Origin of the sequence: Guyparkeria hydrothermalis (assembly GCF_023555375.1) — a bacterium.
GTDB classification, from domain to species: domain Bacteria; phylum Pseudomonadota; class Gammaproteobacteria; order Halothiobacillales; family Halothiobacillaceae; genus Guyparkeria; species Guyparkeria hydrothermalis.
The window spans coordinates 376,705-402,680 of record NZ_JAJSEE010000002.1 but is presented as its reverse complement, the minus strand read 5'-3'; the positions used below and the strand labels follow the sequence as shown (position 1 = coordinate 402,680).

26 protein-coding genes and 1 tRNA gene are annotated in these 25,976 nt (G+C 67.5%); 9 read left to right on the top strand and 18 right to left on the bottom strand.

What is annotated here, in order from left to right; genetic code table 11:
• Positions 1-18: 18 nt before the first annotated feature.
• The 3 genes from LV475_RS04510 to LV475_RS04500 form a co-directional block, all read right to left on the bottom strand.
• Positions 19-684: a DUF6691 family protein gene (locus tag LV475_RS04510; RefSeq protein WP_250105822.1), complete on the bottom strand. Its 666-nt coding sequence runs from the start codon at positions 682-684 to the stop codon at positions 19-21.
• Complete coding sequence (locus tag LV475_RS04505) at positions 684-1,196, bottom strand: YeeE/YedE thiosulfate transporter family protein (RefSeq protein ID WP_136866542.1); 513 nt, start codon at positions 1,194-1,196, stop codon at positions 684-686. The genes LV475_RS04510 and LV475_RS04505 overlap by 1 nt, the downstream gene beginning before the upstream one ends.
• Positions 1,197-1,323: 127 nt before the next feature.
• The gene (locus LV475_RS04500) at positions 1,324-2,349 is read right to left on the bottom strand and encodes an MBL fold metallo-hydrolase (RefSeq protein WP_136866543.1); all 1,026 of its coding nucleotides are present in this window, start codon (positions 2,347-2,349) and stop codon (positions 1,324-1,326) included.
• Between the two features lie 245 nt (positions 2,350-2,594).
• Here LV475_RS04500 and LV475_RS04495 point away from each other — a divergent pair, with 245 nt between their 5' ends.
• Together LV475_RS04495 and LV475_RS04490 are read left to right on the top strand one after the other, a co-directional pair.
• A complete protein-coding gene (locus tag LV475_RS04495) occupies positions 2,595-3,056 on the top strand; it encodes a transcriptional repressor (RefSeq protein WP_136866555.1) in 462 nt (153 codons plus the stop codon).
• 47 nt (positions 3,057-3,103) lie between these two features.
• On the top strand, positions 3,104-3,703 hold the full coding sequence (locus LV475_RS04490; RefSeq protein ID WP_136866544.1) for a class I SAM-dependent methyltransferase: 600 nt from the start codon (positions 3,104-3,106) through the stop codon (positions 3,701-3,703).
• Between the two features lie 395 nt (positions 3,704-4,098).
• Here the strand turns inward: LV475_RS04490 and metW are convergent, their stop codons facing one another.
• From metW to LV475_RS04465, 5 genes are all read right to left on the bottom strand, one after another.
• The gene (gene metW, locus LV475_RS04485) at positions 4,099-4,704 is read right to left on the bottom strand and encodes a methionine biosynthesis protein MetW (protein WP_136867776.1); all 606 of its coding nucleotides are present in this window, start codon (positions 4,702-4,704) and stop codon (positions 4,099-4,101) included.
• Positions 4,701-5,894, bottom strand: coding sequence for a homoserine O-succinyltransferase MetX (gene metX, locus LV475_RS04480; RefSeq protein WP_136867775.1), 1,194 nt, complete (start codon positions 5,892-5,894; stop codon positions 4,701-4,703). The genes metW and metX overlap by 4 nt, the downstream gene beginning before the upstream one ends.
• 31 nt (positions 5,895-5,925) lie before the next feature.
• Positions 5,926-6,477, bottom strand: coding sequence for a YggT family protein (locus LV475_RS04475; RefSeq protein ID WP_136867774.1), 552 nt, complete (start codon positions 6,475-6,477; stop codon positions 5,926-5,928).
• A 60-nt stretch (positions 6,478-6,537) separates the two neighbouring features.
• A complete protein-coding gene (proC, locus tag LV475_RS04470; RefSeq protein WP_284047202.1) occupies positions 6,538-7,377 on the bottom strand; it encodes a pyrroline-5-carboxylate reductase in 840 nt (279 codons plus the stop codon).
• Between the two features lie 84 nt (positions 7,378-7,461).
• A complete protein-coding gene (locus LV475_RS04465) occupies positions 7,462-8,121 on the bottom strand; it encodes a YggS family pyridoxal phosphate-dependent enzyme (protein WP_250105820.1) in 660 nt (219 codons plus the stop codon).
• A 133-nt stretch (positions 8,122-8,254) separates the two neighbouring features.
• On the opposite strand from LV475_RS04465, the gene LV475_RS04460 reads away from it, so the two are divergent.
• The 5 genes from LV475_RS04460 (at position 8,255) to LV475_RS04440 (ending at position 13,312) form a co-directional block, all read left to right on the top strand.
• Positions 8,255-9,304 carry a type IV pilus twitching motility protein PilT gene (locus tag LV475_RS04460; protein ID WP_136867771.1) on the top strand — a complete coding sequence of 350 codons (1,050 nt, stop codon included), beginning with the start codon at positions 8,255-8,257 and terminating at the stop codon, positions 9,302-9,304.
• A 135-nt stretch (positions 9,305-9,439) separates the two neighbouring features.
• The gene (locus tag LV475_RS04455; RefSeq protein ID WP_136867770.1) at positions 9,440-10,585 is read left to right on the top strand and encodes a PilT/PilU family type 4a pilus ATPase; all 1,146 of its coding nucleotides are present in this window, start codon (positions 9,440-9,442) and stop codon (positions 10,583-10,585) included.
• Between the two features lie 32 nt (positions 10,586-10,617).
• A complete protein-coding gene (locus LV475_RS04450) occupies positions 10,618-11,772 on the top strand; it encodes a PilT/PilU family type 4a pilus ATPase (protein WP_136867769.1) in 1,155 nt (384 codons plus the stop codon).
• 273 nt (positions 11,773-12,045) lie between these two features.
• Positions 12,046-12,119 (top strand) — tRNA-Gly (locus tag LV475_RS04445).
• A 116-nt stretch (positions 12,120-12,235) separates the two neighbouring features.
• Complete coding sequence (locus LV475_RS04440; RefSeq protein ID WP_169303664.1) at positions 12,236-13,312, top strand: NAD(P)/FAD-dependent oxidoreductase; 1,077 nt, start codon at positions 12,236-12,238, stop codon at positions 13,310-13,312.
• 16 nt (positions 13,313-13,328) lie between these two features.
• On the opposite strand, the gene LV475_RS04435 is transcribed toward LV475_RS04440, so the two are convergent.
• Positions 13,329-13,667, bottom strand: a complete 339-nt coding sequence (locus LV475_RS04435) for a P-II family nitrogen regulator (RefSeq protein WP_136867767.1) — start codon at positions 13,665-13,667, stop codon at positions 13,329-13,331.
• Positions 13,668-13,725: 58 nt separating this feature from the next.
• A complete protein-coding gene (locus LV475_RS04430) occupies positions 13,726-15,936 on the bottom strand; it encodes a primosomal protein N' (RefSeq protein ID WP_250105819.1) in 2,211 nt (736 codons plus the stop codon).
• A 162-nt stretch (positions 15,937-16,098) separates the two neighbouring features.
• Here LV475_RS04430 and rpsT point away from each other — a divergent pair, with 162 nt between their 5' ends.
• Positions 16,099-16,359 (top strand): 30S ribosomal protein S20, encoded by a 261-nt coding sequence (gene rpsT, locus LV475_RS04425; protein WP_058574633.1) that lies wholly within the window; start codon positions 16,099-16,101, stop codon positions 16,357-16,359.
• A gap of 98 nt (positions 16,360-16,457) precedes the next feature.
• Here the strand turns inward: rpsT and pyrE are convergent, their stop codons facing one another.
• The 8 genes from pyrE to rluD form a co-directional block, all read right to left on the bottom strand.
• Complete coding sequence (gene pyrE, locus LV475_RS04420) at positions 16,458-17,105, bottom strand: orotate phosphoribosyltransferase (RefSeq protein ID WP_136867765.1); 648 nt, start codon at positions 17,103-17,105, stop codon at positions 16,458-16,460.
• Positions 17,106-17,181: 76 nt separating this feature from the next.
• Positions 17,182-18,168, bottom strand: coding sequence for a TIGR00341 family protein (locus LV475_RS04415; RefSeq protein ID WP_136867764.1), 987 nt, complete (start codon positions 18,166-18,168; stop codon positions 17,182-17,184).
• Between the two features lie 164 nt (positions 18,169-18,332).
• A complete protein-coding gene (clpB, locus tag LV475_RS04410) occupies positions 18,333-20,921 on the bottom strand; it encodes an ATP-dependent chaperone ClpB (RefSeq protein WP_136867763.1) in 2,589 nt (862 codons plus the stop codon).
• 111 nt (positions 20,922-21,032) lie between these two features.
• Positions 21,033-21,920 (bottom strand): UDP-2,3-diacylglucosamine diphosphatase, encoded by an 888-nt coding sequence (locus LV475_RS04405; RefSeq protein WP_136867762.1) that lies wholly within the window; start codon positions 21,918-21,920, stop codon positions 21,033-21,035.
• 91 nt (positions 21,921-22,011) lie between these two features.
• On the bottom strand, positions 22,012-22,503 hold the full coding sequence (def, locus tag LV475_RS04400) for a peptide deformylase (RefSeq protein WP_136867777.1): 492 nt from the start codon (positions 22,501-22,503) through the stop codon (positions 22,012-22,014).
• Between the two features lie 2 nt (positions 22,504-22,505).
• Positions 22,506-23,030 carry a glycine cleavage system transcriptional repressor gene (locus tag LV475_RS04395; protein ID WP_156574897.1) on the bottom strand — a complete coding sequence of 175 codons (525 nt, stop codon included), beginning with the start codon at positions 23,028-23,030 and terminating at the stop codon, positions 22,506-22,508.
• Complete coding sequence (gene pgeF, locus LV475_RS04390) at positions 23,027-23,821, bottom strand: peptidoglycan editing factor PgeF (RefSeq protein WP_156574898.1); 795 nt, start codon at positions 23,819-23,821, stop codon at positions 23,027-23,029. The genes LV475_RS04395 and pgeF overlap by 4 nt, the downstream gene beginning before the upstream one ends.
• Positions 23,802-24,794, bottom strand: a complete 993-nt coding sequence (gene rluD / locus LV475_RS04385) for a 23S rRNA pseudouridine(1911/1915/1917) synthase RluD (protein WP_250105818.1) — start codon at positions 24,792-24,794, stop codon at positions 23,802-23,804. Before rluD ends, pgeF begins: the two co-directional genes overlap by 20 nt.
• A gap of 220 nt (positions 24,795-25,014) precedes the next feature.
• Between rluD and LV475_RS04380 the strand changes: the two genes are divergently transcribed.
• Positions 25,015-25,836, top strand: coding sequence for an outer membrane protein assembly factor BamD (locus LV475_RS04380; protein ID WP_136867758.1), 822 nt, complete (start codon positions 25,015-25,017; stop codon positions 25,834-25,836).
• Positions 25,837-25,976 lie beyond the last annotated feature (140 nt).

Genomic DNA, 25,976 nt, shown 5'->3' with positions numbered 1-25,976 from the left:
TCACGCCATTTCGTCGATTCAGTCGGTCTCGCCGCGGCGACCAGCGCTGGCCTCACGCCCCAGATCGTGACCGAGCTCGTCGCTCTCACCGGGGTCGCGACCCTCGGTGATGTCCTCGGCGGAGTAGACGCCGTGGCTACGCTGCTCGAGCGCGCGGCCGACAAGGAAACCACCCGCCAGCATCAAGAGCATCGCGGCGACCACCAGCCAGGGCGAGACGCCCAGCCACTCCGGTACGGTACGCGCTTCCAGCGCCGTCCCACCGACGACCGTCTGGATGAAGTCACTGTCGTAGACGCCGGCGAATGCCCAGACACCGACGATCATGCCGAGCATGAACACCAGGCCATCGATCCGACCACTGCCAAATCCGACCACCGAGGTGCCGGGACAGTAACCGCCGATGGCAAACCCGGCGCCGATCAGCACGGCACCCAGCACGGTGCCCCAGAGATACATCTCGGCCACGTAGAACCCTTGCGAACCGAAGGTGTTGTTCACCTGCAGCAGCAGGATGCCGATCGCGGCGACGATGATCGCCGTGAACATGACCTTGAAGACCGACCAGTCGGTCAGGCGGAACTGGGCGGTGAGCTTGCAGGGGGAGCCGAAGCCGGCCTGCTCGAGCACGAAGCCGAACAGCAGGCCGGTGGCCAGTGCGGTACCCGCGGTGCCGTAATCCATTACCAGACCCTCCGCATCAACAGGCTGATCACGATCCCGACCACGAAGAACACGATCAGGAAGACGAAACCGGCCACGCCCAGCATGGCGGTGTTGGAGAGGCCGACACCGCTGGTGCAGCCGGCGGCCAGGCGCGAACCGAAACCGGCCAGCAGGCCGCCGCCCAGGGCGAGCAGCAGACGCGGTGCCACGCCGATCCGGCCCGAACCGCGGTCGACCTTGACGCGAAACCGCCCCGAGGAGACCGAAGCGAGGATGGCACCGATCAGGGTGCCGATGGCGGCCACCACGATCCACGCCGCCAGCGGGTTGCCCTGGGCCATGCCGCCGAGATAGGCGTTCTCGCGGGTGGCCTCGGGGGCCACCTGCAGACCGATCTCGGTGGCCACGCGGGCGAAGGCACCGGACGAACCCATGCCGTTGCCCACCAGCACGAAGGTGAGCAAGACGACCAGGCCGAGCACGATGCCGGCGATGAAGGGGGGCCATAACGGCCGGACTTGGCAAGACATTCCCTGCTGGACCTCCTGGAATCAGCTAATGCAAAAAAATCCATTCAGGCCCGCGCGTCCCGCGGGCCGGTCGACAATCGTTGTCGGGCGGCAGGCTTCCCGCCTGGCATACCGCCGGGGCGACTCGCTAGAACGCGGCCGCTTCGGCCTCGAGAAACGCCAACGAGGCGTACTTGCCGATGTTCTCGTCGAAGCCGTTGGTGACCGGGGCATAGTGCTGCACCCGCTCGTCCTCGAGCGCGTAGGCCTTCGCCTCGCTCGGCGCGACCATGTCGGCCACCGCCTTCTCGGCCGCCTCGTAGATCCCCCGGAAGAAGATCCGGTTGTGCTCGATCAGGTCGTTGGCCGGGAAGCCGTGTGCCGGGATCCAGTAGGCGCCCGGCACGTTCTGCTCGAGGGCGTCGAAGGCCTTGAAGGTGCCGAGGAAACTGCCGTCGTCCATGAACGCGATGCGGTTGTTCATGGCGATGTCGCCGACGTGGACGATCTTCTTCTCCACCAGCTCGAGGCTGATGTCCGACGGCGTGTGCGCGGTGCCGTAGAAATGCACGCGCACGGTGAGATCGCCGAAATCGATCTCGTCGCCGTGACCGACCACCTTGTTGGGCGGGGTGACCACGGTGCCCTCGATGGCGTTGCCGGTGGAGCGCTCCATCAGGCTCACCCAGAACTCGCCCTGGTTGGTGCGAATCGCCGAGGCGGTCTTTTCGTGCGCGTAGATCGGCACGTCCGGGTTCTCGTTGACGAAGGCGTGGTTACCCAGCCAGTGATCGCCGTGGTAATGGGTATTGAAGACCGCCGCGATCGGCTTGTCGGTGAACTTGCGGATCTGGCGCAGGGCCATCCGGCCGATCTGAAGCGAGGCGCCGCTGTCGATCACCACCACGCCCTTCTCGGTGATGGCGAAGGTGACGTTGCTCATCATCCCCTGGTTTTCCTCGGAGGGGAAACCCCAGGGCGAAACGATCACGTAGACGTTGTCGGTGATCTCGGTGGCCGGGATATCGGGCATCGGCGGCCCTTCGATCACCAGCTCCTCCTCGGCGAACACACGCGAGGACCAAGCCAGGGGCGCGGCCGCCACGCCGGCGGTGACCCCGATGTTGCGCAAGAAACGACGGCGCGATGCCAGGAATTGCTCTTTGAATTCCATTGCCTTCTCCTCCAGTGTGCCCGCTTTCGTCGTCGGGGGATCCACGCCGGACCACCCGTTCGATACGGGCGATCCGCGGACGAGCAGGCCGCGTTTATTAGCTGTTTCTAAATAATGATCGCCGTGCCCCGAAATTTCAACGTCCCGGCGATCGACTTTGTTGATCCGACGTCAAGTTTGCTTCTGTCCATGGTGTCGGGCAACTACACTATGATGCCTCATTGATTGACGATAACCGCGATTTCATGTCCTGCGCCCATCACGACCAGTGCATCGACGATGCCCTCGCCCGCGCCGAGGCGATCTGCGCGCGCTCCGGCGCCCGCCTGACCCCCATCCGGCGCGACGTCCTGCGCGAGGTCTGGTCGAGCCACGAGGCGACCAAGGCCTACGACCTGATCGAGCGCCTTTCGCGGCACGGCGAGCAGGTCAAGCCGCCCACCGTCTACCGGGCGCTCGACTTCCTGCTCGAACAGGGCCTGATCCATCGCATCGAGAGCCTCAACGCCTTCGTCGGCTGCGAGCACCCGCAGGAACCCCACCAGGCCATCCTGATGATCTGCGAGCGCTGCGGTGACATCCGCGAGGAAGACAACGCCGCGGTGCACGCCGCCCTCGATGACCTCGCCAGGCAGACGGGCTTCGCGCCCCGCTCGGCGGTGATCGAACTGCGCGGCCTGTGCCGCGCCTGCCAGACCGCTCATTGAAGCCCGAGCGTCCCACCCGACCCCCTTCAGCCAGTGATAGGCCCCGCATGAGCCCAGCGCCCAACGCCAAGACCATCGACGCCCTGCGCCGCGACCAGATCATCGACTGCGAACTGCTCGGCCAGCGCCTGACCTTTCACTCGACCTGGGGGCTTTTCTCCCCGCGCGAGATCGACGCCGGCACCCGCCTGCTGCTCGAGCACACCCCGGTCCCGCCGGCCGGCAGCATCATCGTCGACCTGGGCTGCGGCTACGGACCGATCGGCGCGACCATGGCCAAGGCCTGCCCGGACGGCCGGGTGATCCTGCTGGACAAGGACTTCGTCGCGGTCGACTACGCCCAGGGCAACCTCGGGCGCAACCGGCTGGCGAACGCCGAGGCGCGGTTGTCCAACGGCCTCTCGGCGGTGGATGGCGAGGGCTTCGACCGGCTCTACTCGAACGTGCCGGCCAAGGTGGGCAAGGAGATGTGGCAGATCATGCTGTTCGACACCTGGCGGGGCCTCAACCGGGGCGGCGAGGTCTGGTTCGTGTCGATCAACGGGCTGCGCGAGTACTTCAAGCGCACGATGAAGGAACAGTTCGGCAACTACGAGAAGGTCAAGCAGGGCAAGACCTACACCGTGCATCGCGCCGTGAAGGAATAGCCCCAGGGGAAACTCTGCACGATTCGATGGCATCTCTGGCTCGCGGATTTGCTCGCAATCGAGGCGCCGGACCGAAGACGGGCTCGTTGCCCGTCGAGGGACGGCAACGACGAGTGCGGGCAAATCCGCGAGCCCCATCCGGGCGGGCCTCCAAGGGTGCATCTGTGGCGTCGCGGGGTTCGTCCGTGAACCCCGCCCTTCGGGCCGGCTCGCGCCGGCCGGATCGGCGTCGTGCCGATCCGGTCCAGCCCTTGGTAAAGGGCGACGGCCCTTCACGGCGGACGGCGCCTTGCATCTGGCCCCTTGGAGGTCCCGCAGAGACGTCATCGAATCGTGCAGAGTTTCCCCAGGGAAGCGGACACCGAGAGACGGCGTCAGCCATCTCTCGGGGTGTCTCACACAACGCGCTTGCGGATGCGGTAGATCGCGTGCTCGCCGAACCAGTTGGGCAGCGCGCGCAGCAGCGGCGAGCTGCGGCGGTTCTGGTCGACCACGGCCCGGTCGAGGATCTCGATCCCCAGCCCCTCGCAGAGCGACTCGAAGTCGCGCAGGGTGCACAGATGGATGTTGGGGGTGTTGTACCAGGGGTTGGGCAGCGCCTTGGTGGTCGGCATCATGCCCTGCACGCCCAGCTGCCAGCGGTTGCGCCAGTAACCCATGTTGGGGAACGTCACGATGCCCTCCGAGGCGATATCGAGCATCTCGCCGAGCAGGCGCTCGGGGTGCCGGATCGCCTGGATGGTCTGGCTGACCACCACGTAATCGAAGCTCCTCGCCTCGAACCAGTCGCGAATGCCGTCGTCGAGGTCAGCCTGGATGACGTTCAGGTCGGCGGCCACGCCGCGCGCGACCCGCTCGTCGTCCACCTCCATGCCCACGCCACGCACGCTGCGCTCGGCGATCAGGTGACGCAACAGCGCCCCGTCGCCGCAGCCCAGGTCGAGTACGCGGGCATCCTCGCGGATCCAGCCGGTGACGATATCCCAGTCGGGACGGTTCATGCGCGGCCCTCCTCGGTCAGATCACGGGCGATGTTGTCGAAGTAGCCACGCAGCACCTGGTGGTAGTAGGGAATCGGCATCAGGAAGGCATCGTGCCCCTGGTGCGCCTCCACCTCGGCGTAGGAGACCGACTTGCCCGAGGCCAGCAGCGCGCGAACGATCTCGCGCGAGCGGGCCGGCGAGAAGCGCCAGTCCGAGGTGAACGACACCACCAGGAAACGGGCCGTGGCCGGCGCCAGCGCGGTGGCGAGATCGTCGTCGGCCTCGGCGGCCGGGTCGAAGTAGTCCAGCGCCTTGGTCATCAACAGGTAGGTGTTGGCATCGAAGCGGTCGACGAAGCTGGTGCCCTGATAGCGCAGGTAGGACTCGACCTGAAACTCCACGTCGAAGCCATACTGCACCTTGCCCGAGCGCAGCTCGCGGCCGAACTTGGCGCGCATGGCATCATCCGACAGGTAGGTGATGTGGCCGAGCATGCGCGCGAGCATCAGCCCGCGGCGCGGGATCACGCCGTGCTCGGCGTAGCGCCCGTCGTGGAAGTCCGGGTCGGTGATGATCGCCTGGCGCGCCACCTCGTTGAAGGCGATGTTCTGCGCCGAGAGCTTGGGCGCCGCGGCGATCACCACCGCGTGGGCGATCGCCTCCGGGTAGCTGATCGCCCACTGCATCACCTGCATGCCGCCGAGACTGCCACCGGTGACCGCCGCCCAGCGCGAGATGCCGAGCCGGCGCATCAGGGCGTGCTGGCTGTTGACCCAGTCGCGCACGGTCAGGATGGGGAAGTCCGGGCCGTAGGGGCGCCCGGTCTCCGGGTTCTCGGAGAGCGGCCCGGTCGAGCCCTTGCAGCCACCCAGGTTGTTCACGCAGACGACGAAGAAGCGATCGGTGTCGATCGGCTTGCCCGGGCCGATGGCGGTGTCCCACCAGCCCGGCTTGCGGTCCTCGGGGCGATGCCGACCGGCGGCGTGGTGGTCCCCGGACAGCGCGTGGCAGATGAGCACGGCATTGTCGGCGCGCTCGTTGAGCTCGCCGTAGGTCTCGTAGACCAGGTCATAGCTCTCGATACGCCGACCGCAATCGAGCAGCAGCGGCGTGTCGATGCGCGCGGTCTGCGGCTCGACCAGCCCTACCGAACCCGGCTGGGCGCTTGCACCGTGAACCGCGGCGTTGTCTGTCGTGGATGCGCTCATCAACGTCCCCTTGGCATTCATCCCGTCGCGTTCAGCCCATCAGCATGTTGCCGACCACCATCTGGGCGACCTGGATGATCAGCAAAACGGCCAGCGGCGAGAGATCGATCCCACCGATCGGCGGCAGCACGCGGCGGACCGGGTCGACCACCGGGTCGGTGAGATCGGCGAGAAAGGCGACGCCCGGCGAGCGGTCGTTGCCCAGCCAGGAGGCCACCGCGCGCAGCAGCACGGTCCAGAAGAACAGGTTGGTCACCGTCAGGAAGGTGAAGTAGACCGTGCCGATGAACACCCCGGTGCCGGTCATGCCCACGCCCTGCATCGCGGTGATCGCCCAGACCATCAGCGCCACCATGACCACGCCGAACACCAGCGCGGCCAGGTCGTGGCGACCGACCGGCTTGATCACCGTGCGCAGCGGGTTGAGCACCGGGTCGGTGATCTTGACGATCGCCTGGGTCACCGGGTTGTAGAAATTCGCCCGGAACAGTTGCAGGAAATACCGGGCGAAGGCGACGAAGGCCACCAGCTCGAAAAGCACCCGGATCAGGAAAACGCTCGGATCACCGAAGCTACCGCTCATCTGAAATCACTCGACAGGTTGTTGGTTGGCGGCCGACGGGCCGCCCCGACTGGGATCGATTCAATCCGCCGCGCGCTTGTCGACGTCGGCCGCCAGCTCGCGGCTGCGATCGCGCGAGGCACGAATGGCGCGGGCGAAGGCATCGCGCACGCCCGCCTCGTCCAGGGTCGCGATCGCCCGCTCGGTGGTCCCGCCCGGCGAGCTGACCCGGCGGCGCAGCTCGGCCGGCGAATCGTCGGCCGCCAACGCGAGCTTGGCGGCACCGAAGACGGTCTCCAGGGTGAGCAGGCGCGCCACGTCGGGCGCCATGCCCATGCCCTCGGCCGCCGACTGCATCGATTCCATCAGGTAGAACACGTAGGCAGGGCCGCTGCCGGACAGCGCGGTGACCTCGTCGATCTGCGCCTCGTCCTCGAGCCACTGGACCACGCCCACCGCACGCATCAGCGATTCGGCATCGCTGTGCTGCTCGCGGCTGACCGCCTCGGCGGCGAACAGCCCGGTGGCACCGCAGCCGACCATCGACGGGGTATTGGGCATGGCACGCACGATCGCGGCGTGGCCGTTGAGCCAACGGGCCAACGCGGCCACCGGGATGCCGGCGGCGATCGAGACCACCAGCTGGCCGGCGGCCAGCTGCGGCGCGAGACCCTCGGCGACGGTCTGCATCACCTGCGGCTTGACCGCCAGGACCACCAGCTGCGCCCCGTCGATGGCCGCGTGGTTGACCTCGGTGACCTCGACACCCAGCTGGTCGGCGAGTCCGCGACGCCGATCGGCATCCGGCTCGGCGACCACGATCGAGGGCCGGGCGCCGGCCGGCGCGTCCTTGAGCATGCCGCCAATCAATGCGGCGGCCATGTTGCCACCACCGATGAACGCTATCCGCGAGGCATTCATTGTCTCACCTGCCAGCTGTACGTGAACGGGAACGAAGGCCTAAGAAAATAACACGAATGGCGACCGGGAACGGCCCGGACACGTTCAGTCTCGTGGCCCGAACAGGGCGGTACCGACGCGCACGATCGTGGCCCCGGCGGCGATCGCGGCCTCGAAATCGCCGCTCATGCCCATCGAGAGATCGGGCAGGGGCTCGGGCAACGAGCGGTTGAGGGCGGCCAGTTGCTCGAACACCGTCGTGTTACCGGGCCGCGGGATGCACATCAGCCCGCGCAACTCGAGCGTGGGGGACTCGGCGCAGGCGGCGACGATGGTGGGCACGTCCGCCGGGTCGGCGCCGGACTTGCTCTCCTCGCCGTCGACGTTCACCTGGATCAGGACCTTCAGTGGCGCCAACGAGGGATCGCGCTGCTCCCCCAGGCGCCGGGCAACCTTGACGCGATCGACGCTGTGGACCCAGTCGAAGTGCGCGGCGATCGCGCGGGTCTTGTTCGACTGGATCGGCCCGATGAAATGCCAGGTCAAGGACAGGTCGGCCAGTTCGGACTGCTTGTCGAGGGCCTCCTGCAGGTAGTTCTCGCCGAAGTCGCGCTGGCCCAGCTCGGCCAGTGCCCGGATCGCCTCGACCGGCTGGCGCTTGCTCACGGCCACCAGCCTCACCTCGCCCGCCGGCTCGGACCGACTCTCAGCGGCGGCGGCAATCCGCCCGACGATGCCGCGGTATGCGCTTTCTCGATTTCCCATCTTGCACCTTGTGCGTGTTCGTTTCACCTTGTCTGCAACGAAGGCCGAGCCCCGTCACCACGGGGCCTCCGGGCCTTCGACAGGCACCACCAATGGACTTGTAACGGGGCCTTCCCCCGCAAAGGACGATCGCATGGCCGAATCCCGAGATATCGACTCCCTGCTGATGTTCACCGTCAAGAACGGGGCATCGGACCTCCACCTGTCGGCCGGCGAGCAACCTCGCGTGCGCATCGACGGCGACATCCGCAAGGTCAACGTGCCGGTGATGGAACACAAGGATGTCCACACCATGGTGTACGACATCATGAACGACCGGCAGCGCAAGGAGTACGAGGACAATCTCGAGGTCGACTTCTCCTTCGAACTGCGCGGCCATGCCCGTTTCCGTGTCAACGCCTTCAACCAGAACCGCGGCGCGAGTGCGGTGTTCCGCACCATCCCGAGCAAGGTACTCACCCTCGAGCAGCTCGACGCGCCCAAGGTCTTCCAGGACCTGTGCGACTACCCCAACGGCATCGTGCTGGTCACCGGCCCGACCGGCTCGGGCAAGTCGACCACGCTCGCGGCAATGGTCGACTACATCAACGACCACCGCAACGACCACATCCTCACCGTCGAGGACCCGATCGAATTCGTCCACGACTCGAAGAAGTGCCTGGTCAACCAGCGCGAGGTCCATCGCGACACCCACAGCTTCAACGCCGCCCTGCGCTCCGCGCTACGCGAAGACCCGGACGTGGTCCTGGTGGGCGAGCTGCGTGATCTCGAGACCATCCGACTGGCGCTGACCGCCGCGGAAACCGGTCACCTCGTCTTCGGCACGCTGCACACCAACTCGGCGGCCAAGACCATCGACCGGATCATCGACGTCTTCCCGTCGGCGGAGAAGGACATGGTGCGCGCGATGCTCTCCGAGTCCCTGCGCGCGGTCATCTCGCAGACGCTGCTCAAGAAGATCAGCGGCGGGCGCGTCGCGGCGCACGAGATCATGCTGGGCACGCCGGCCATCCGCAACCTGATCCGCGAGAACAAGGTCGCCCAGATGTACTCAGCGATCCAGACCGGCCAGGCCCAGGGCATGCAGACGCTCGACCAGAACCTCAAGCAACTGGTCAGCCGCGGCGTGGTCTCCAAGGAGCTGGCTCGGGGTCGGGCGAAGAACAAGAACGACTTCATGTAACTGCCACGCGCCGGGGCAACCGCGCGGGCCGACGCCAGCCGTGGCCGGCCATAAATTGTGCGCTCGCCCCGCTCACTCGATCCGCAGCGACCAGCACGTGCTGGCCAGGCGGAGAACGCAAGCCGGGAACTTACGATGGACCGTCAGCAAGCAGCCAACTACGTACAGGCCCTCCTCAAGCGGGCCGTCGAACGCGACGCCTCCGACCTGTTCGTCACCGTCGGCGCCCCGCCGTCGGCCAAAATCGACGGCAAGGTCGTCCACCTGACCGACCAGAAGCTCTCGGTGGAAAACACCCAGATGCTGGTCCGCTCGATCATGACGGACAAGCAGGTGGCCCATTTCGAGGAGTCCCACGAGGCGAACTTCGCCATCGCCCTGCCAGGGATCGCGCGCTTCCGTGTCAACGCCTTCATGCAGCGTGGCTCAGAGGGCATGGTCCTGCGGATGATCCGCTCGGACATCCCCAATTTTGCTGATCTGAAATTGCCGGACGTCCTCGGCGAGATCGCCATGACCGCACGCGGCCTGGTGATCTTCGTCGGCGCGACCAGCTCGGGTAAATCGACCTCGCTCGCGGCGATGCTCGATTACCGCAACGAGAACTCGCGCGGGCACATCGTCACCATCGAGGACCCGATCGAGTTCGTCCACAAGCACAAGGGCTGCCTCGTCACCCAGCGCGAGGTGGGCGTGGACACCGAATCCTTCGCCGCGGCACTGAAGAACACCCTGCGCCAGGCCCCCGACGTGATCCTGATCGGCGAGATCCGCGACCGCGAGACCATGGATCACGCCATCGCGTTCGCCGAGACCGGCCACCTGTGTCTGGCCACGCTGCACGCGAACAACACCAACCAGGCGCTCGACCGCATCATCAACTTCTTCCCCGAGGAGCGACGCCAGCAGTTGCTGATGGACCTGTCGCTCAACTTGAAGTCGGTGATCTCGCAGCGACTGCTGAGAAAGACGGATGGCGAGGGCCGGGTGCCGGCCGTCGAGGTGCTGATCAACACCCCGCTGATCGGCGACCTGATCTTCAAGGGCGACGTCTCCGAGATCAAGGAAGTGATGAAGCGCTCGCGCGAGCTGGGCATGCAGACCTTCGACCAGGCGCTGTTCGATCTCTACGACAGCCACCAGGTCGACTACGACGAGGCCATCAGCAAGGCCGACTCGGTCAACGACCTGCGCCTGCGCATCAAGCTCGAGAGCAAGCGCGGCCTGCCCAAGAGCCGCCAGGACGATTCGGAAGACGACCTCAAGGTCGAGGCCGACTGAGCCGCCCCACGACCTCAACAGGACGCTGACACATGAGCCAACTGAGCCTCGAACCCTACCTGAAGCTGCTCGCCGACAAGGAAGGCTCCGACCTGTACTTCTCCAGCGGCACGACGCCGGCGATCAAGATCCAGGGCGAGATGCGCTTCATCGGCAAAGACCGGCTGCGCAGCGGCCAGGTCGAGGAACTGGCGCGCTCGGTGCTCAACCAGCACCAGATCGACGACTTCCTCGAGAACCTCGAGCTCAACGTCGCCCTGTCGCGCCCGGGCATCGGCCGTTTCCGCATGAACGTCTTCATGCAGCGCGGCGAGTGGTCGCTGGTGATCCGCTACATCCAGGCGGAGATCCCGCGTGCGGCCGACCTCAACCTGCCGATGGTGGTCGAGGACCTGATCACCGAACGCCGCGGCCTGATCCTGGTGGTCGGCGCGACCGGCTCGGGCAAGTCGACCACGCTCGCGGCCATGATCGACCACCGCGCGGAGGCACGCCCGGGGCACATCCTCACGGTCGAGGACCCGATGGAATTCGCCTTCCGGCACCGCAACTCGGTGGTCAACCAGCGCGAGGTAGGTGTCGATACCCGCTCCTACGCCGCGGCCCTCAAGGAGGCCCTGCGTGAGGCACCCGACGTGATCATGATTGGCGAGGTACGCGACCGGGCGACCATGGAACACGCACTGGCCTACGCCGACACCGGCCACCTGTGCATCAGCACCCTGCACGCGACCAACGCCAACCAGGCGCTCGACCGGATCATCCGCTTCTTCCCCTCCGAGTCGCGCGACCAGCTGCTGATGGACCTGTCGCTCAACCTCAAGGCGATCATCTCGCAGCGTCTGATCATCGGCAGCGGCGGCAAACGCCTGCCGGCCGTCGAGATCCTGATCAACACGCCGCTGGTCTCCGACCTGATCAAGCGCGGCGAGGTCGACGCGATCAAGGAATCGATGGAGAAGAACGCCTCGGCCGGCACCATGACCTTCGACATGTCGATCCTGGATCTCTTCAAGAAGGGATTGATCTCGCGCGACGAGGCGCTGGCGAATGCCGACAGCCGCAGCAACATGGAATGGCTGATGAGCTTCGGCAGCGGCCAGGACGAGCTCAAGGCCGCTGCCGCCGACTCCAGCGGGATCAAGAGCGACAAGTCCGACAGCGACGAACTGCCGCCGCTCGACTGAACCCCGCGAACCGATCGCCGGCTTGCGTTTGCGCCGGCCGGACAGGATAATTGCCCCCGGTGTGTCCCGCCGCTATTCCTGTAGCCTTCAGCGTGTCGGGAAGGGCTTAGCCGCAAGGCATGGCTCGCCGGTAATGGCAACGCCCTTGCCAAGAGCCATAACGCCGCGGATGAGCCCTGCCCGGCTCGCCCAACGGGAGCCCGGTTGAATCGGCACTGTCGATTCAACCGGGCGCTGAAGGTCACAGGAATGGCGGCGGGACAGACCAATCCTGCGGGTGTAGCTCAATGGTAGAGCAGAAGCTTCCCAAGCTTAAGACGAGGGTTCGATTCCCTTCACCCGCTCCAGTTTTCCCGGACGCCGCCCCCGATACCGCCCCACCCCATGGGGGCGTCACGGGGTCTGCCTGACTCCGCCATGGCGGGAATCGGGCCGTGTCCGAGCCAGGTGGCATCGTCTTCCCGTGAGCTCGACCCGCTTCGACATCATCGTCGTCGGCGCCGGCATCGCCGGCCTGACCAGCGCCCTGGCCCTCGAACGGGACGGCGCCTCGGTGGTCGTGCTCGATCGCGATCGCGCCGGCACCGAGGCCTCCTGGGCCGGTGGCGGCATCCTCTGCCCCCTGTATGCCTGGCGCTACCCCATGCCCGTCCTGCGGCTCGCCGCCGAGGGCATGCGCCGCTACCCCGCCCTGCTCGACTCGCTCGACTCGCCCGTCGACCCCGAACGTTGGGTCACCGGCATGGAAATCCTCGACCCGATCGGTGACGGCGAGACGGTCGAGTCGATCGGCGCGACGCTCGAATCCGTCGGCATCGCCCACCAATGGCGTCGGCAGGCCGAAACCCATGCCCTATGGCTGCCCGAGGTGGCCAACGTGCGCAACCCCTACCTGCTGGACGCGCTGACCGACACCCTGCACGCACGCGGCATCGCGCTGCGCGAGCACTGCGCGGCCGAGGGGTTGCTGCTGGAGAACGGGCGCGTGACCGGGGTCGCGACCGGCCAAGGCGAACTGCAGGCCGACCGGGTCGTGGTCACGGCCGGTGCCTGGAGCGAGTCGCTGATCCCGGGGCTGCCAGACGGCAGCCTGTTCCCGGTCCGGGGCCAGATGCTGCGCCTCGAACCGCGTGCGGAGAACGGGCTCGATCGCATCCTGATGGACGGCGGGGTCTACCTGATCCCGCGCCGCGATGGCTCGGTGGTGATCGGGTCCACGGTGGAAAACGCAGGATTCGACAAGACGGTGGACGAGGCGGCCCAGGCGCGACTGCACGCCACGGCCTGCCGCCTCTGGCCGCAACTGACCGGGGCGCGGATCACCCATCGCTGGGCCGGTCTGCGCCCGGGCTCGGCCGACGAACTCCCGCTGTTGGGAGAACACCCGGCCATCGGCGGCCTCTGGGCCAACACGGGCGGCTATCGAAACGGCCTGGCCATGGCGCCCGCCGCAGCGGAACTACTCGCCGACCGCATGGCCGGGCGCGAGACTCGCCTCGACGCGACGCCCTACCGCCTCGAACGCCTGATCGACGGCTGAATCCGCCGGTCGCAACTCAGAGGGCGTCTTCGTTCTCCTCGCTGGTGCGAATGCGCACCGCGCGCTCGACCGGCGAGACGAAGATCTTGCCGTCACCGATCTTGCCCGAATAGGCCGCCTTGACGATGGCATCGACGACCGAGTCTTCCTGGTCATCGCTGATGACCACCTCGAGCTTCACCTTGGGCAGGAAGTCGACCACGTACTCGGCGCCACGATAGAGCTCGGTGTGCCCCTTCTGCCGGCCGAAGCCCTTCACCTCGGTGGCGGTCAGGCCGTTGATGCCCAGGTCCATCAGCGCGGTACGCACGTCGTCCAGCCGAAACGGCTTGATAATCGCTTCGATCTTCTTCACGTCGCTATTCTCCAGGTCGAGGGGATTTCCCCACAGTGTAATGCACCGGCCGTCGCCGTCAGGCGAGATCGATCGGATCGACGTCGATCGACCAGCGCAGCCGCCCCCCCAGGCGTCGACTGCCGACCGAGTCATCCACCGCCCACAAGGCACGATGCAGTGTGCTGCGCACCTGCGCGAGCAGCAACAGCTGAAAGCGATAACGCCCCGCCCGCCGTGCCAGCGGTGCCGGCACCGGCCCCCAGACGGCCAGCTCGTCGCCGAAGCGCTCACGCAACTGGTCGGCGACGCCCGCGAGAAAGCCTCGCGCGGCATCGGCCTGCGGCGCGTCGGCGCGAATCAACCCGGCGAAGCGCGTCGGCGGCAACTCCGCCTGTTCCCGTTCGACCAGCTGGGCGGCCATCACCGCCTCGTAGTCCTCGGAAAGCAGACGGCGCAGCACCGGATGCTCGGGATCGTGTGTCTGCACCAGCACCTCGCCGGGACGCTCGGCGCGCCCGGCACGCCCGGCCACCTGCAACAGCGACTGGGCGAAGCGTTCCGGCCCGCGAAAGTCCGAGGCGAACAGCGCCTGGTCGGCGTTGACCACGCCCACCAGGGTCACGCCGGGGAAATCATGCCCCTTGACCAGCATCTGGGTGCCCACCACCAGGCGGGCCTCGCCACGGGCGATGCGGGCAAGGCTGTCGGCCATCACCCCCTTGCCGGCGGTGGCGTCGCGGTCCAATCGCACGATACCGAACCCCGGAAAACGGGCGGCGAGCACGTCCTCCAGCTGCTCGGTGCCCATGCCGCGCACCGAGAGCGGCGCCTGGCAGGACGGGCAGTCCGCCGGCACGCCTTGCTCGAAGCCGCAGTGGTGGCAGCGCAACCGCCCGATCTGCCGGTGCCAGGTAAGAAACGCGTCGCAATGCGGGCAGCCGGCCACAAAGCCGCAGGCATGACAGACCAGGCTCGGGGCATAACCGCGCCGGTTGAGATACAGCATGACCTGCCCCCCGGCGAGCAGGTGGCGCTCGATCGCGCGCAGCAACGCCGGGGAGAGCCCCGCGACCATCGTCTGGCCACGCACGTCCAGGCAATGGATCGCCGGCATGGTCGCCCCGCTCGCCCGTTCGGTCAGCCGCAGGTGGCCGTAGCGACCGTCCCAGGCATGGCGCAGGCTCTCGAGCGACGGCGTGGCCGAGCCCAGCAGGATGGGAATGGCCAGTTGCCGTGCCCGCCAGACCAGCACGTCGCGGGCGTGGTAAAGGAAGCCCTCCTGCTGCTTGAGCGCGGCATCGTGCTCCTCGTCGACCACGATCAGGCCCGGCCGGGCCAGCGGCACGAAGGCCGCCGAGCGTGTACCGATCACCAACCCGGCCGTGCCTGCGGCCACCGCCCGCCACGCCGCCAGCCGCTCGCCGTCGGCCAGCCCCGAGTGCAACACGGCCGGGCGCACCGACAGCCGCCGGGCAAAGCGATCGATCAACTGCGGGGTGAGCGAGATCTCCGGGACCACCACCAGCACCTGGCGACCGGCGGCCAGCTCGCGCTCGATCAAGGCCAGGTAGACCTCGGTCTTGCCACTGCCGGTCACCCCGTGCAGCAGCCAGGCCCGGAAGCCCTCGCCGGCCGAGACGATGGCGTCGACGGCGCCTTGCTGCTCGGCGTTGAGCGCGGGCGCCGCCTCGCTCCCCGGCTCGACGGGCACGGACCACTCGGCGGGTGCGGTCATCCGGGTCGGCTCGGCCCAGCCCTTCTCCACCAGCCGACGCCGCACCGCGGCCGGCCCCAGCTTCGCGACCGGCACCGGCCCGGCTGACGTCACCAACCGCGACAAGGCCTCGCGTTGCCGCTCGCCTTTCGCCTCACCCGCCTCCAGCGCCGACCGACCGGCCGGGGTCGAGACCAGTGCCTCGACCTCGAGGCGACGCTCGCCGCGCAGGGCCTTGGGCAGGGCGGCGAAGACGACCTCGCCCAACGGGTGGTGATAGTAGGCGGCCGCCCAGCGCAGGCAGGCCAACGTGCGATCATCCAGCAGCGGCGCCTCGTCGAGCACCTCGAGGATCGGGCGCGTCTCCTGCTCACCCTCGGCCGAGGCCGGTTCGATCACCACGGCCACCCGCTCGGACTGACCGAACGGCACCCGCACGCGCACCCCGGGGGCGGGGCCGGCGTCAAGATCGAAATGGTAGGTAAACCCGCCGAAGAAGGGACCCGGCACGACCACCGTCCAGCAGGTCGGAGTCGCGGCATGAGAGGGATTGGCGGTATGATGGTGATCCATGTCCGGCAGGATACCGCAGCGCCTGTCCGCGGTGGCCGCTCGTGGTCAGCGGCGACGGGATTGTTCTTGACTACACCCACCGGTATGGCATAATCCCGCGCCTTGAACTGATGTTTCCATCACGTTTCACCAGATTTATAGCCGAATTCGAGGAGTTTACCCGTGGCCAATACCGCTCAAGCCAAAAAGCGCGTTCGCCAGGCTGAGAAAGCCCGCCAGCACAACATGGCGATGCGCTCGCAGGTACGCACCGCCTACAAGGCCGTCATCAAGGCCGTTAAGGACGGTGATGCGGACAAGGCGCAGCAAGCTTATCGTGAAGCCCAGCCGATCCTGGACCGGATGGTGACCAAGCGCATTCTCAAGCGCAACACGGCTGCGCGTCGCAAGTCGACCCTGGTCAACCGCATCAAGTCCATCTGATCGCGCGCCGGGTTGCCGGCGCCCGGCAACCCGGTGCAGCAAAAGGCCCCGCTCTCGAGCGGGGCCTTTTTTCATTGCCGCAAACGAAACGGGCCGACTCAGTCGGCCACGCCGTACTCCTTGCGGTAGTTGGCCATGGCCTCGGCCGATTCGGCCAGGTTCGCATCGCTGGCACAGAACTCGATCAACCCGTCGAGATTGGCAATCGCGACCACGTCGAGGTCGTGGTCACGCTTGAGCTCGCCGATCGCCGACAGCTCGCCCTGGCCCCGCTCCTGTCGGTCCATCATCACCGCCACGCCCACGGCGGTGGCGCCATTGGCGCGAATCAACTCGAGCGACTCGCGGATCGCCGTGCCCGCGGTGATCACGTCGTCGATAATCAGCACCCGACCGGAGAGCGGCGCGCCGACCAAGTTGCCGCCCTCGCCGTGATCCTTGGCCTCCTTGCGATTGAAGCACCACGGCACCGGCTCGCCGGTCCGCTCGGCCAGCGCGATCGCCGTGGCCGCCGCCAGCGGGATGCCCTTGTAGGCCGGACCGAACAGCACGTCGAACTCGATCCCGGCATCCAGGATCGCGTCGGCATAGAACCCGCCCAGCGCAGAAAGCGCCTGGCCGTCCGCGAAGGACCCGGCGTTGAAGAAGTAGGGGCTGACGCGCCCGGACTTGAGCGTGAACTCACCAAACCGGAGCGCCTGGTGCTCCACGGCAAACTGGACGAAGGCCTGACGGAAATCCTGCACGGGTCGATCTTCCTCGTGTTACGTGAACATATAGCTAGGGAAACTCGGATGGGGGCTCTACGCGCACTGGATGCCCCTAGTATTTTGCCAGCCAGATCAGCCCGGCCAGCACCAGCAGCGACATGCCCCAGAAGGCGAAGGACCAGCGCATCGACCGGCGCGCGCGGGTCTTTTCCGGCCAGTGCCGCGGCGAGATGCCCTTGAGCACGAACACCAGCTTGGCCGAAAGATTGATCGCCGCGATATTGATCGCCAGCATCAGGCCGGCGGCAATCGCATTGTCCCATTGCCCCCAGCCGACGAACAGCCCCAGGGCCGCGGCCGGCGGCATCAGCGCCACGGCCACCATCACCCCCACCAGGCCGGCCGCGGCCCCCGAGGTCAGCGACAGCACCGCCGCCGCCCCGGAGGCCAGGGCGAGGATCATCGCCGGATAGCTCACGTCGGTGCGATCGAGCAGCTGACTGTTGGTGACCGGATCGAGCACCAGCCCCATCAACAGGGCCAGGCCGACCGACAGGGCCAGGCCGGCCAGGTTCGCGGCAATCGCGCGCCGGGACAAATCGGGGTCCCCAAGCGTGGTGCCCAGCGCCAACGCCAGGTTGGGGGCCAGCAACGGCGCGATCACCATCGCCCCGATCACCACCGCGGCACTGTCCTCGAGCATGCCCATCGCGGCGACCACCGCCGACAGCCCGCAGAGCAGCAGGTAGGTCGAGGTGATGGCGCCACCCCCGGCGACCTCGGCGTAGAGCTCCTCGCGTGAGCGCGAGGCGGTCGAGCGCCGCGACTCGGCCTCGCCCTCCTCGTCGCCGGCGGCGGGCAGGGTCGCCTGCAGGCCGAAGATGATGATGCGCGCGTCCTCGCAGCGATCGAGAATCTGCTGCAGGTCGTCGAGCACCTCCTGCTGGCCCTCGGGCCGCACCACCAGTTCGGTGGAAAAGCGCTCGTCCTCGAACGAGGAGGTACGCCACCAATCGACCACGTCGTGCGAGTCGGCAATGCGGGCGATCGCGGCCTTCTCGCTGGCCGGCGCAACGATTTCGATGATCTTCAGGGCCACGCGGGGATCCTTGCGCTAGGGACGGTTCTGCGCGCAAAGCGCGTATGGCAGTCGTGCCGACCGTCCCGATGGGAAACGTGGCGCAAACCATAACCGAAAAAGGCCACCGGCGTCGCCACCGGTGGCCCTTGAGTCAGAACGATCGAGCGGCTTGCCCGCGGCGATCAGCCCTTGCCGAGGGTGAGCTCGCCGTCGCGCACGTCGACCGCGACCGTCTCGCCGGGCAGGTACTCGCCCTTGAGGATCGCCTGGGCCAGCGGGTTCTCCAGGCGATGCTGGATGGCCCGCTTGAGCGGCCGCGCCCCGTAGACCGGGTCGAAGCCCGCCTCGCCCAGCGCATCCAGAGCGGCATCCGTGAGCGACAGCCCGATCTCGCGGTCGGCGAGACGCTTGCGCAGATACTCGATCTGGATGTCGACGATCTTGCGGATCTCGCTGCGATCGAGCGGGTGGAAGACCACCACGTCGTCGACCCGGTTGATGAACTCGGGGCGGAAGTGCTGGCCGACGATCTCGAGCACCTCGGTCTTCATCTGCTCGTAGTCGGCATCCTGACCGGCCAGTTCCTGGATGCGCTGCGAGCCGAGGTTCGAGGTCATCACGATCACGGTGTTGCGGAAGTCGACCGTGCGCCCCTGACCGTCGGTCAGGCGCCCGTCGTCAAGCACCTGCAACAGGATGTTGAAGACGTCCGGGTGGGCCTTCTCCACCTCGTCGAGCAGGATCACGGAGTACGGCTTGCGGCGCACCGCCTCGGTCAGGTAACCGCCCTCCTCGTAGCCGACGTAGCCCGGGGGCGCCCCGACCAGGCGGGCCACGGAGTGCTTCTCCATGAACTCGGACATGTCGATGCGCACCATCGCCTCCTCGGTGTCGAAGAGGAAGGTCGCCAGCGCCTTGGTCAGTTCGGTCTTGCCCACGCCCGTGGGGCCGAGGAACATGAACGAGCCGTTGGGGCGGTTGGGATCGGACAGCCCGGCGCGCGAGCGACGGATCGCATCGGATACCGCCTCGACCGCCTCGGACTGACCGATGACGCGCTTGCCGAGCGCCTCTTCCATGCGCAAGAGCTTGTCCTTCTCGCCCTCGAGCATCTTGGAGACCGGGATGCCGGTCCAGCGCGAGACCACCTCGGCGATCTCCTCGGCACCAACCGTGCTGCGGAACAGCTTGGGCTTCTCGGTCTCGCCCTGCTCTTCCTGGGTCTGCGCCTCGGCCAGCTCGCGCTCGAGCTCGGGGATGCGGCCGTACTGCAGCTCGGACATGCGGGTCAGATCGCCCGCCCGCCGCGCGGTCTCCAGCTCGGTGCGCGCACGATCCAGCGCCTCCTTGATGTGCGTGGTGCCGGCGACCGCGGCCTTCTCGGACTTCCAGATCTCCTCGAGGTCCGAGTACTCGCGCTCGAGCGTCTCGATCTCCTCCTCGAGGTTGGCCAGGCGCTTCTTGGAGGCCTCGTCGGACTCCTTTTTAAGCGCCTCGCGCTCGATCTTGAGCTGGATCAGGCGCCGCTCGAGGCGGTCCATCGATTCGGGCTTGGAGTCGATCTCCATGCGAATGCGGCTGGCCGCCTCGTCGATCAGGTCGATCGCCTTGTCGGGCAGCTGCCGGTCGGTGATGTAGCGCTGTGAGAGCTGGGCGGCGGCGACGATCGCGGGATCGCCGATTTCGATGCCGTGGTGGACCTCGTAGCGCTCCTTCAAGCCGCGCAGAATCGCGATGGTGTCCTCGGTGGACGGCTCGTCGACCAGCACCTTCTGGAAGCGGCGCTCGAGCGCGGCGTCCTTCTCGATGTACTGGCGGTACTCGTCGAGCGTGGTCGCGCCGATGCAGTGCAGCTCGCCGCGGGCCAGCGCCGGCTTGAGCATGTTGCCGGCATCCATCGCCCCGTCGGCCTTGCCGGCCCCGACCATGGTGTGGATCTCGTCGATGAACAGGATCACCCGCCCCTCGGCCTTGCCGATGTCGTTGAGCACCCCTTTCAGGCGCTCCTCGAAGTCGCCGCGGAACTTGGCGCCGGCCAGCAGCGCGCCCATGTCGAGCGCCAGCACGCGCTTGTCCTTGAGGCCCTCGGGCACCTCGCCGTTGACGATGCGCTGGGCCAGCCCCTCGACGATGGCGGTCTTGCCCACGCCGGGCTCGCCGATCAGCACCGGGTTGTTCTTGGTGCGCCGCTGGAGCACCTGGATGGCGCGACGGATTTCCTCGTCGCGGCCGATGACCGGATCGAGCTTGCCCTGCTCGGCGCGCTCGGTCAGATCCATGGTGTATTTCTCCAGGGCCTGGCGGGCGTCCTCGGCGTTGGGATCGTCGACCGACTGGCCGCCACGCAGCTTGTCGATCGCCTGTTCGATCGCGCCCTTGGAGGCACCGGCGCGACGCAATGTCTCGCCGAGCTCGCTCTTGTCCTCGATCACGGCGAGCACGAACAGCTCGCTGGAGATGTACTGGTCACTGCGCTTCTGCGCGAGCTTGTCGGTGACGTTGAGCAGGCGCGAGAGATCGTTGGAGATGTGCACCTCGCCCGCCTCGCCGCCGGAGACGGCGGGCTGCCGGTCGAGCATCTCACCCAGTTGCGAGCGCAGCAGGTTGACGTTGATGTCGGACTGCGTCAGCAGGTGACGCACGGTGCCGCCTTCCTGGTCGAGCAAGGCGACCATCAGATGGACCGGCTCGATGAACTGGTGATCTTGGCCCACGGCCAGCGACTGCGCATCGGCCAGCGCCATCTGGAACTTGGCGGTCAGTTTGTCCATCCGCATTGAAAGCACCTCGTATGCCGTCGGAATTCGTGTAACTGCCTAGGAATGTAGGCACGGCATCGGGGTATTCAAGAGGCGGGACGCCCGGTGCCGGTTCGCGGCGGCTCAGTTCCCGCTGATCGCGACCGGACCCTCCGGCTCCGACTCGGGCGTTCTGTCGGCGGGCGCACTCGGACTGACGGCGGACAAGCCATCCCATTCGATCACGTCGAGTGAACCGTCGGCGTGCTCGACCAGCGCCGAACAGCCCTCGACCCAGTCGCCGCTATTGGCATAGGTGACGCCGTCGCATTGGCGCAGATTGGGATGGTGGATGTGGCCGCAGACGATGACGTCAACGCCCTCGCGCCGGGCGTGGGCCAGGGCCGCCGCCTCGAAGCGCGCGACATGGGCCCGAGCCCCCGGCACGCGCGTCTTGATCGCGCGAACCAGCGACCCGTGCCGATCGCCGCGCCCCAGGTGATGGCCTGGGCGGCGGCCCAAGAGCTGCTTCAGGCGGCGGCGCAGGCGATCCAGTCGCAACAGCCCGCCATAGCCGAGATCGCCCAGCCAGCGGGCCGGTGAGGAAGGGGCAATCTCGTCATCGAATTCGTCGCCGTGCAGCACCAGCGCGCGACGACCGTCGGCCAGCGTCAAGTGCAGCTCCCTGTGCAACGACACCCCGGCGAACGTCTGACCGACGAAGGCGCGAAAGCACTCGTCGTGGTTTCCGGGCACATAGGCAACCCGCGTACCGGCCTCGACCAGGGCCTGGAGCCGGCGGAACAGCTCGCTCTTTTCCGCCGACCACTGCCAGCGGCGGCGCTGCATCTGCCAGACGTCGAGCAGATCGCCGTTGAGGATCAGGGTGTCGCAGTGAACGGTGCCGAGGAACTCGAGCAGCCGGTCGGGGCGGGCGTCCGGCGTGCCCAGGTGGACGTCGGAGACGATCACCGTGCGGTAATGATGAAGAGTGGGACGGGATGGCGGGCAACTGGGCAGGCGAGTCTGCATGGGGCACCTCCGGCAATGGCCACCCCACCGTTATCCCAGCGGCGCGTGACCGGCGCGTGTCAGCCCGGTCACGATTCGACGACAGTCAGGCTTACCGCTCGCGCAGGTCCGCGTGCCGGCTCACGAGCCGGTCCAAGAACAGGATGCCGTCGAGGTGATCGATCTCGTGCTGGGCGATGCGCGCCTCGAAGCCCTTCATCTTGAAGGTGACCGTGCGCCCCTCGATGTCCTGGGCGGTCAACTCGATGGTCTCGGCACGGATCACCTTGCCGGTGTAGTCGGGGATGGACAGGCAGCCCTCGCGGCCGACGGCAAAGCCCTTCCAGTTGGTGATCGCCGGGTTCACCAGCACCAGCGGGCCGTTGTTGTCGACCGGGCGCTTGGCGCGGGTCGCGTCCACCAGGCACAGGCGCTGCATGCGCCCCACCTGGGGGGCGGCGATGCCGACCGCCGACGGCCCCTGGTCGGCCGTGTGCTGCAGGTGCTCGGCGAACTCGCGCAATTCCGGGTCGAATTGCTCGACCGGCTCGCAGACCGTTTTCAGGCGCTCGTCCGGGTAGGTCAGGATCGGCAGCGGCTCCACGCTCACCCCCGCATCGTCTCGAGCGGGGTGACGCGCACGGTCAGCCCCTGGTCGGCAAAGCGCGCCACGCACTGCTCGATCGGCTCGATGCCCTGACTGCTCTCGCCGTCGATCTGCATGATGTAGATCGGCTTGTCAGTCGACCCGCCCACGTCGGAGCGCAGGTCGAGGATGTTCATGCCGGCCTCGAGCAGCGCGGCGGTCACATCGGCGACAATCCCGCTGCGATCGGCACTGTGCACGGTGACCGAGACATCGGGCTCGCGGTGCTGGTGCAGGGCCGCGTCGATCTCGTCGACGTGCAGCTTGAGGCCGAAATCGGCGCGGGTGGATTCGAGCAGACCGGCCACCTCTTCCGGGTTGCCGGCGCCGCGCACCATCATCATGATCGCGAACTGGTTGCCCAGGCGCATCATCGCCGTCTCGCCGAGTTCGGCGCCCACGCCGAACAGCACCCGCGTGACGTGGGCGACGATGCCGGGTCGATCCGCCCCGACCAGGGTCAGCAGAAGCCAGGGTTGATTCATGTCGGTCGTCCTCTTGATCCGTCGGTTTCGCGCCAGACCAGGGTGGCCATCCGGCCGGTCTCGCCCTGGTCGCGGCGATGCGAGTAGAACAGCTCGGGCAGGGCGTAGGTATCCCGCTCGCCGCCGAACACGCGGGTAATCCCCTGTCGACGCAACCGCGAGCGGGCCAGCGCGAACAGGTCGGCGTGGTACTTGCCGGTCTCGGCGGCCGCCCGGAAGGCGGAGGCGTCGGCCGGGTACTCGCGCATGAAGGCCTCGCGCACCTCCTCGCCGACCACGAAATGCGCCGGGCCGATCGCCGGGCCCAGCCAGGCCATCAAGCCGTCGCCGGCCACGGAAAAGCGGTTCACGGTGCGCTCGATCACGCCGGCGGCCAGCCCGCGCCAGCCGGCGTGGGCCACGGCCACCTCGCGGCCGTCGTGGCTGGCGAGCGTCACCGACAGGCAGTCGGCCGTCAGCACCGCCAGCACCTCGCCCGGCCGGTCCGTGTAGGCGGCGTCCCCCTCGGGGCGATCGGTGGGCACGTTCGGCCCGACCACCGTGGTGCCGTGGGTCTGGTTGAGCCAGCGCGGCGCCTCCGGCAACCCGAGCATCTCGGCGAGATCGCGGCGATTGGCCGCCACGGCCTCGGCGTCGTCGCCGACGTGGGTCGCCAGGTTGAAGCCGTCGAACGGCGGACGGCTGTGACCGCCGATGCGGGTGGTCACGCCGGCACGCACGCCGCCCGGCGCCGGCCAGGTGGCCTCGATAAAACGACTGCCCTCGGGGGCGTCAGTCGGGATCCGCGACATAGATAACCTCGGCCTCTCCGTCGTCAACGCCGTCGCGATAGTCGCGCAGCAATTCGATCAATTCGTCCATGTCCTCGGGCAACGGGGCCTCGAGCGACAGCGTCTCGCCGGTCTCCGGGTGCGTGAGCGTCAGGCGACGCGCGTGCAACGCCTGGCGACCGAAGTCGCGCAGCACCTCCACCAGCATGTCCTCGGCGCCCGGCGGCAGGCGCGGCCGACCACCATAGACGGGATCGCCCACGATCGGGTGGCGGATGTGCGCCATGTGCACCCGGATCTGGTGCGTGCGTCCGGTCTCCAGCTTGACGCGCAACCAGGTGTGCTCGCCGAACTGCTCGACCACCCGGTAATGCGTGACGGCCGGCTTGCCCTGGGGCACCACGGCCTGGCGCTGGCGATCGCGGGCGTGGCGCCCGATCGGCGCATCGACCGTACCGCCGGCGATCAGGTGGCCGATCACCACCGCATCGTACTCCCGACCGATGCGCCGTTCGGCCAGATCGGCCACCAGTGCCTGGTAGGCCGCCTGGGTCTTGCCCACCACCAGCAGGCCGCTGGTCTGCTTGTCCAGTCGATGCACCACGCCGGCGCGTGGCAGCAATGCCAGGTCCGGGTCGTGGTGGAGCAGCGCGTTGACCAGCGTACCATCGGGATTGCCGGCGCCGGGGTGCACCACCAGATCGACCGGCTTGCTGACCACCAGCAGGTGCTCGTCCTCGAAGACGATATCCAGCGGGATGGCCTGGGCCTGGTCCTCGCTCTGCTGCTCGAGCTCGGTGCTCAGGGATAGGGTCTCGCCACCCAGCACCGTGTCGCGCGGGCGCATCGAACGACCGTCCACCGTTACCTGCCCGCCCTTGATCCACGACTGGATCCGGCTGCGGGAGAAGTCCGGCCACAACTGGGCTGCCGCCTGGTCGAGACGCATGCCGGCAAGCTCGGCCGGAATCGACGCGTTACGTTCTACATCCATCGGTCGGAAATCAGCCTTTGAACCGGGGACGAACCGCAGTCTGCTGCCGTCCGTCGAGACATGAAAAAGACGGGTCGACACCCGTCATGAGATCGGTTGGTTTTTAGCATCTTATCTGCGAAGATTATCCGCTAACGCCCGCCCCATCAACGCGCCGCACGGTGCGGCCCGGGGCGGTCGGCATCCACTCACCATTGCCAGCGGCCCTTCACTCCTGACCATGACCCAGCATCGCGACCGTAACCGCCCGGCCACTCGCCGAACTCTTCCCCGGCACCTCGCCCGCGCGGCACTGATTGCCGGCATGGTCACCTTCGCCAGCGGCTGCTCCTGGTTCTCCAAGTCCGACGACGATCGCGTGGATCTTTCCGATCCCACCGCCTCGGCCAGCCAGCTCTACCAGGAGGCCAACGAGGCCATGCGGCGGGCGGACTACGAAACGGCGATCAAGAAGTACGAGACCCTCGAGGGCCGCTACCCGTTCGGTGCCTACACCGAGCAGGCCCAGCTGGAAGTGGCCTACGCCTACTACAAGTACGACGAGCCGGACTCGGCCATCGCCGCGGCGGATCGCTACATCCAGCTGCACCCGCGTGGTGACAATGTGGCCTACGCCCTCTATCTCAAGGGCCTGGCCAACATGAGCCGCGGCGACTCGCTGATCAACAAGATCGCCCCGCCGGACCTTTCCAAGCGTGACCAGTCGGTACTCGAGGAGGCCTACAAGTCCTTCTCCCGCCTGGTCGAGCAATACCCCGACAGCCAGTACGTCGATGACGCCAGCCGCCGCCTGATCGACGTGCGCAACTCGCTCGCCAAGCACGAGGTCGAGGTCGCCGAGTACTACATGCGCCGCGGCGCGTGGCTCGCCGCCGCCAACCGGGCCCAGTCGGCACTCGACAAGTACAACGGCTCGACCTCCACCATCCCGGCACTCAAGCTCCTGATCCGCGCCTACGACAAGCTCGGCCTGGAGCAGGAACGCCAGGACGCCGAGGCAATCCTCGAGGCGACGCGCCAGGCCAACGCCGGGGACTCCTGAGCCGGTCGACGCGTCCATGCCGGGACACCGGCATACCAACCCCGCAACGCAAGGGCCGATGGCGATGCCATCGGCCTCTTTTTTGCCTGCCCCTTTCGCCCCCGGCGCGCGGCGCGGGCCCCGACGCACCCCGCATCGCC

Excerpts from the sequence above, each read along its gene's own strand:
- LV475_RS04510 (WP_250105822.1), bottom strand. The coding sequence starts at position 684 with ATGGATTACGGCACCGCGGGTACCGCACTGGCCACCGGCCTGCTGTTC.
- LV475_RS04505 (WP_136866542.1), bottom strand. The coding sequence starts at position 1,196 with ATGTCTTGCCAAGTCCGGCCGTTATGGCCCCCCTTCATCGCCGGCATC.
- LV475_RS04500 (WP_136866543.1), bottom strand. The coding sequence starts at position 2,349 with ATGGAATTCAAAGAGCAATTCCTGGCATCGCGCCGTCGTTTCTTGCGC.
- LV475_RS04495 (WP_136866555.1), top strand. The coding sequence starts at position 2,595 with ATGTCCTGCGCCCATCACGACCAGTGCATCGACGATGCCCTCGCCCGC.
- LV475_RS04490 (WP_136866544.1), top strand. The coding sequence starts at position 3,104 with ATGAGCCCAGCGCCCAACGCCAAGACCATCGACGCCCTGCGCCGCGAC.
- metW (WP_136867776.1), bottom strand. The coding sequence starts at position 4,704 with ATGAACCGTCCCGACTGGGATATCGTCACCGGCTGGATCCGCGAGGAT.
- metX (WP_136867775.1), bottom strand. The coding sequence starts at position 5,894 with ATGAGCGCATCCACGACAGACAACGCCGCGGTTCACGGTGCAAGCGCC.
- LV475_RS04475 (WP_136867774.1), bottom strand. The coding sequence starts at position 6,477 with ATGAGCGGTAGCTTCGGTGATCCGAGCGTTTTCCTGATCCGGGTGCTT.
- proC (WP_284047202.1), bottom strand. The coding sequence starts at position 7,377 with ATGAATGCCTCGCGGATAGCGTTCATCGGTGGTGGCAACATGGCCGCC.
- LV475_RS04465 (WP_250105820.1), bottom strand. The coding sequence starts at position 8,121 with ATGGGAAATCGAGAAAGCGCATACCGCGGCATCGTCGGGCGGATTGCC.
- LV475_RS04460 (WP_136867771.1), top strand. The coding sequence starts at position 8,255 with ATGGCCGAATCCCGAGATATCGACTCCCTGCTGATGTTCACCGTCAAG.
- LV475_RS04455 (WP_136867770.1), top strand. The coding sequence starts at position 9,440 with ATGGACCGTCAGCAAGCAGCCAACTACGTACAGGCCCTCCTCAAGCGG.
- LV475_RS04450 (WP_136867769.1), top strand. The coding sequence starts at position 10,618 with ATGAGCCAACTGAGCCTCGAACCCTACCTGAAGCTGCTCGCCGACAAG.
- LV475_RS04430 (WP_250105819.1), bottom strand. The coding sequence starts at position 15,936 with ATGGATCACCATCATACCGCCAATCCCTCTCATGCCGCGACTCCGACC.
- clpB (WP_136867763.1), bottom strand. The coding sequence starts at position 20,921 with ATGGACAAACTGACCGCCAAGTTCCAGATGGCGCTGGCCGATGCGCAG.
- LV475_RS04405 (WP_136867762.1), bottom strand. The coding sequence starts at position 21,920 with ATGCAGACTCGCCTGCCCAGTTGCCCGCCATCCCGTCCCACTCTTCAT.
- LV475_RS04395 (WP_156574897.1), bottom strand. The coding sequence starts at position 23,030 with ATGAATCAACCCTGGCTTCTGCTGACCCTGGTCGGGGCGGATCGACCC.
- pgeF (WP_156574898.1), bottom strand. The coding sequence starts at position 23,821 with ATGTCGCGGATCCCGACTGACGCCCCCGAGGGCAGTCGTTTTATCGAG.
- rluD (WP_250105818.1), bottom strand. The coding sequence starts at position 24,794 with ATGGATGTAGAACGTAACGCGTCGATTCCGGCCGAGCTTGCCGGCATG.
- LV475_RS04380 (WP_136867758.1), top strand. The coding sequence starts at position 25,015 with ATGACCCAGCATCGCGACCGTAACCGCCCGGCCACTCGCCGAACTCTT.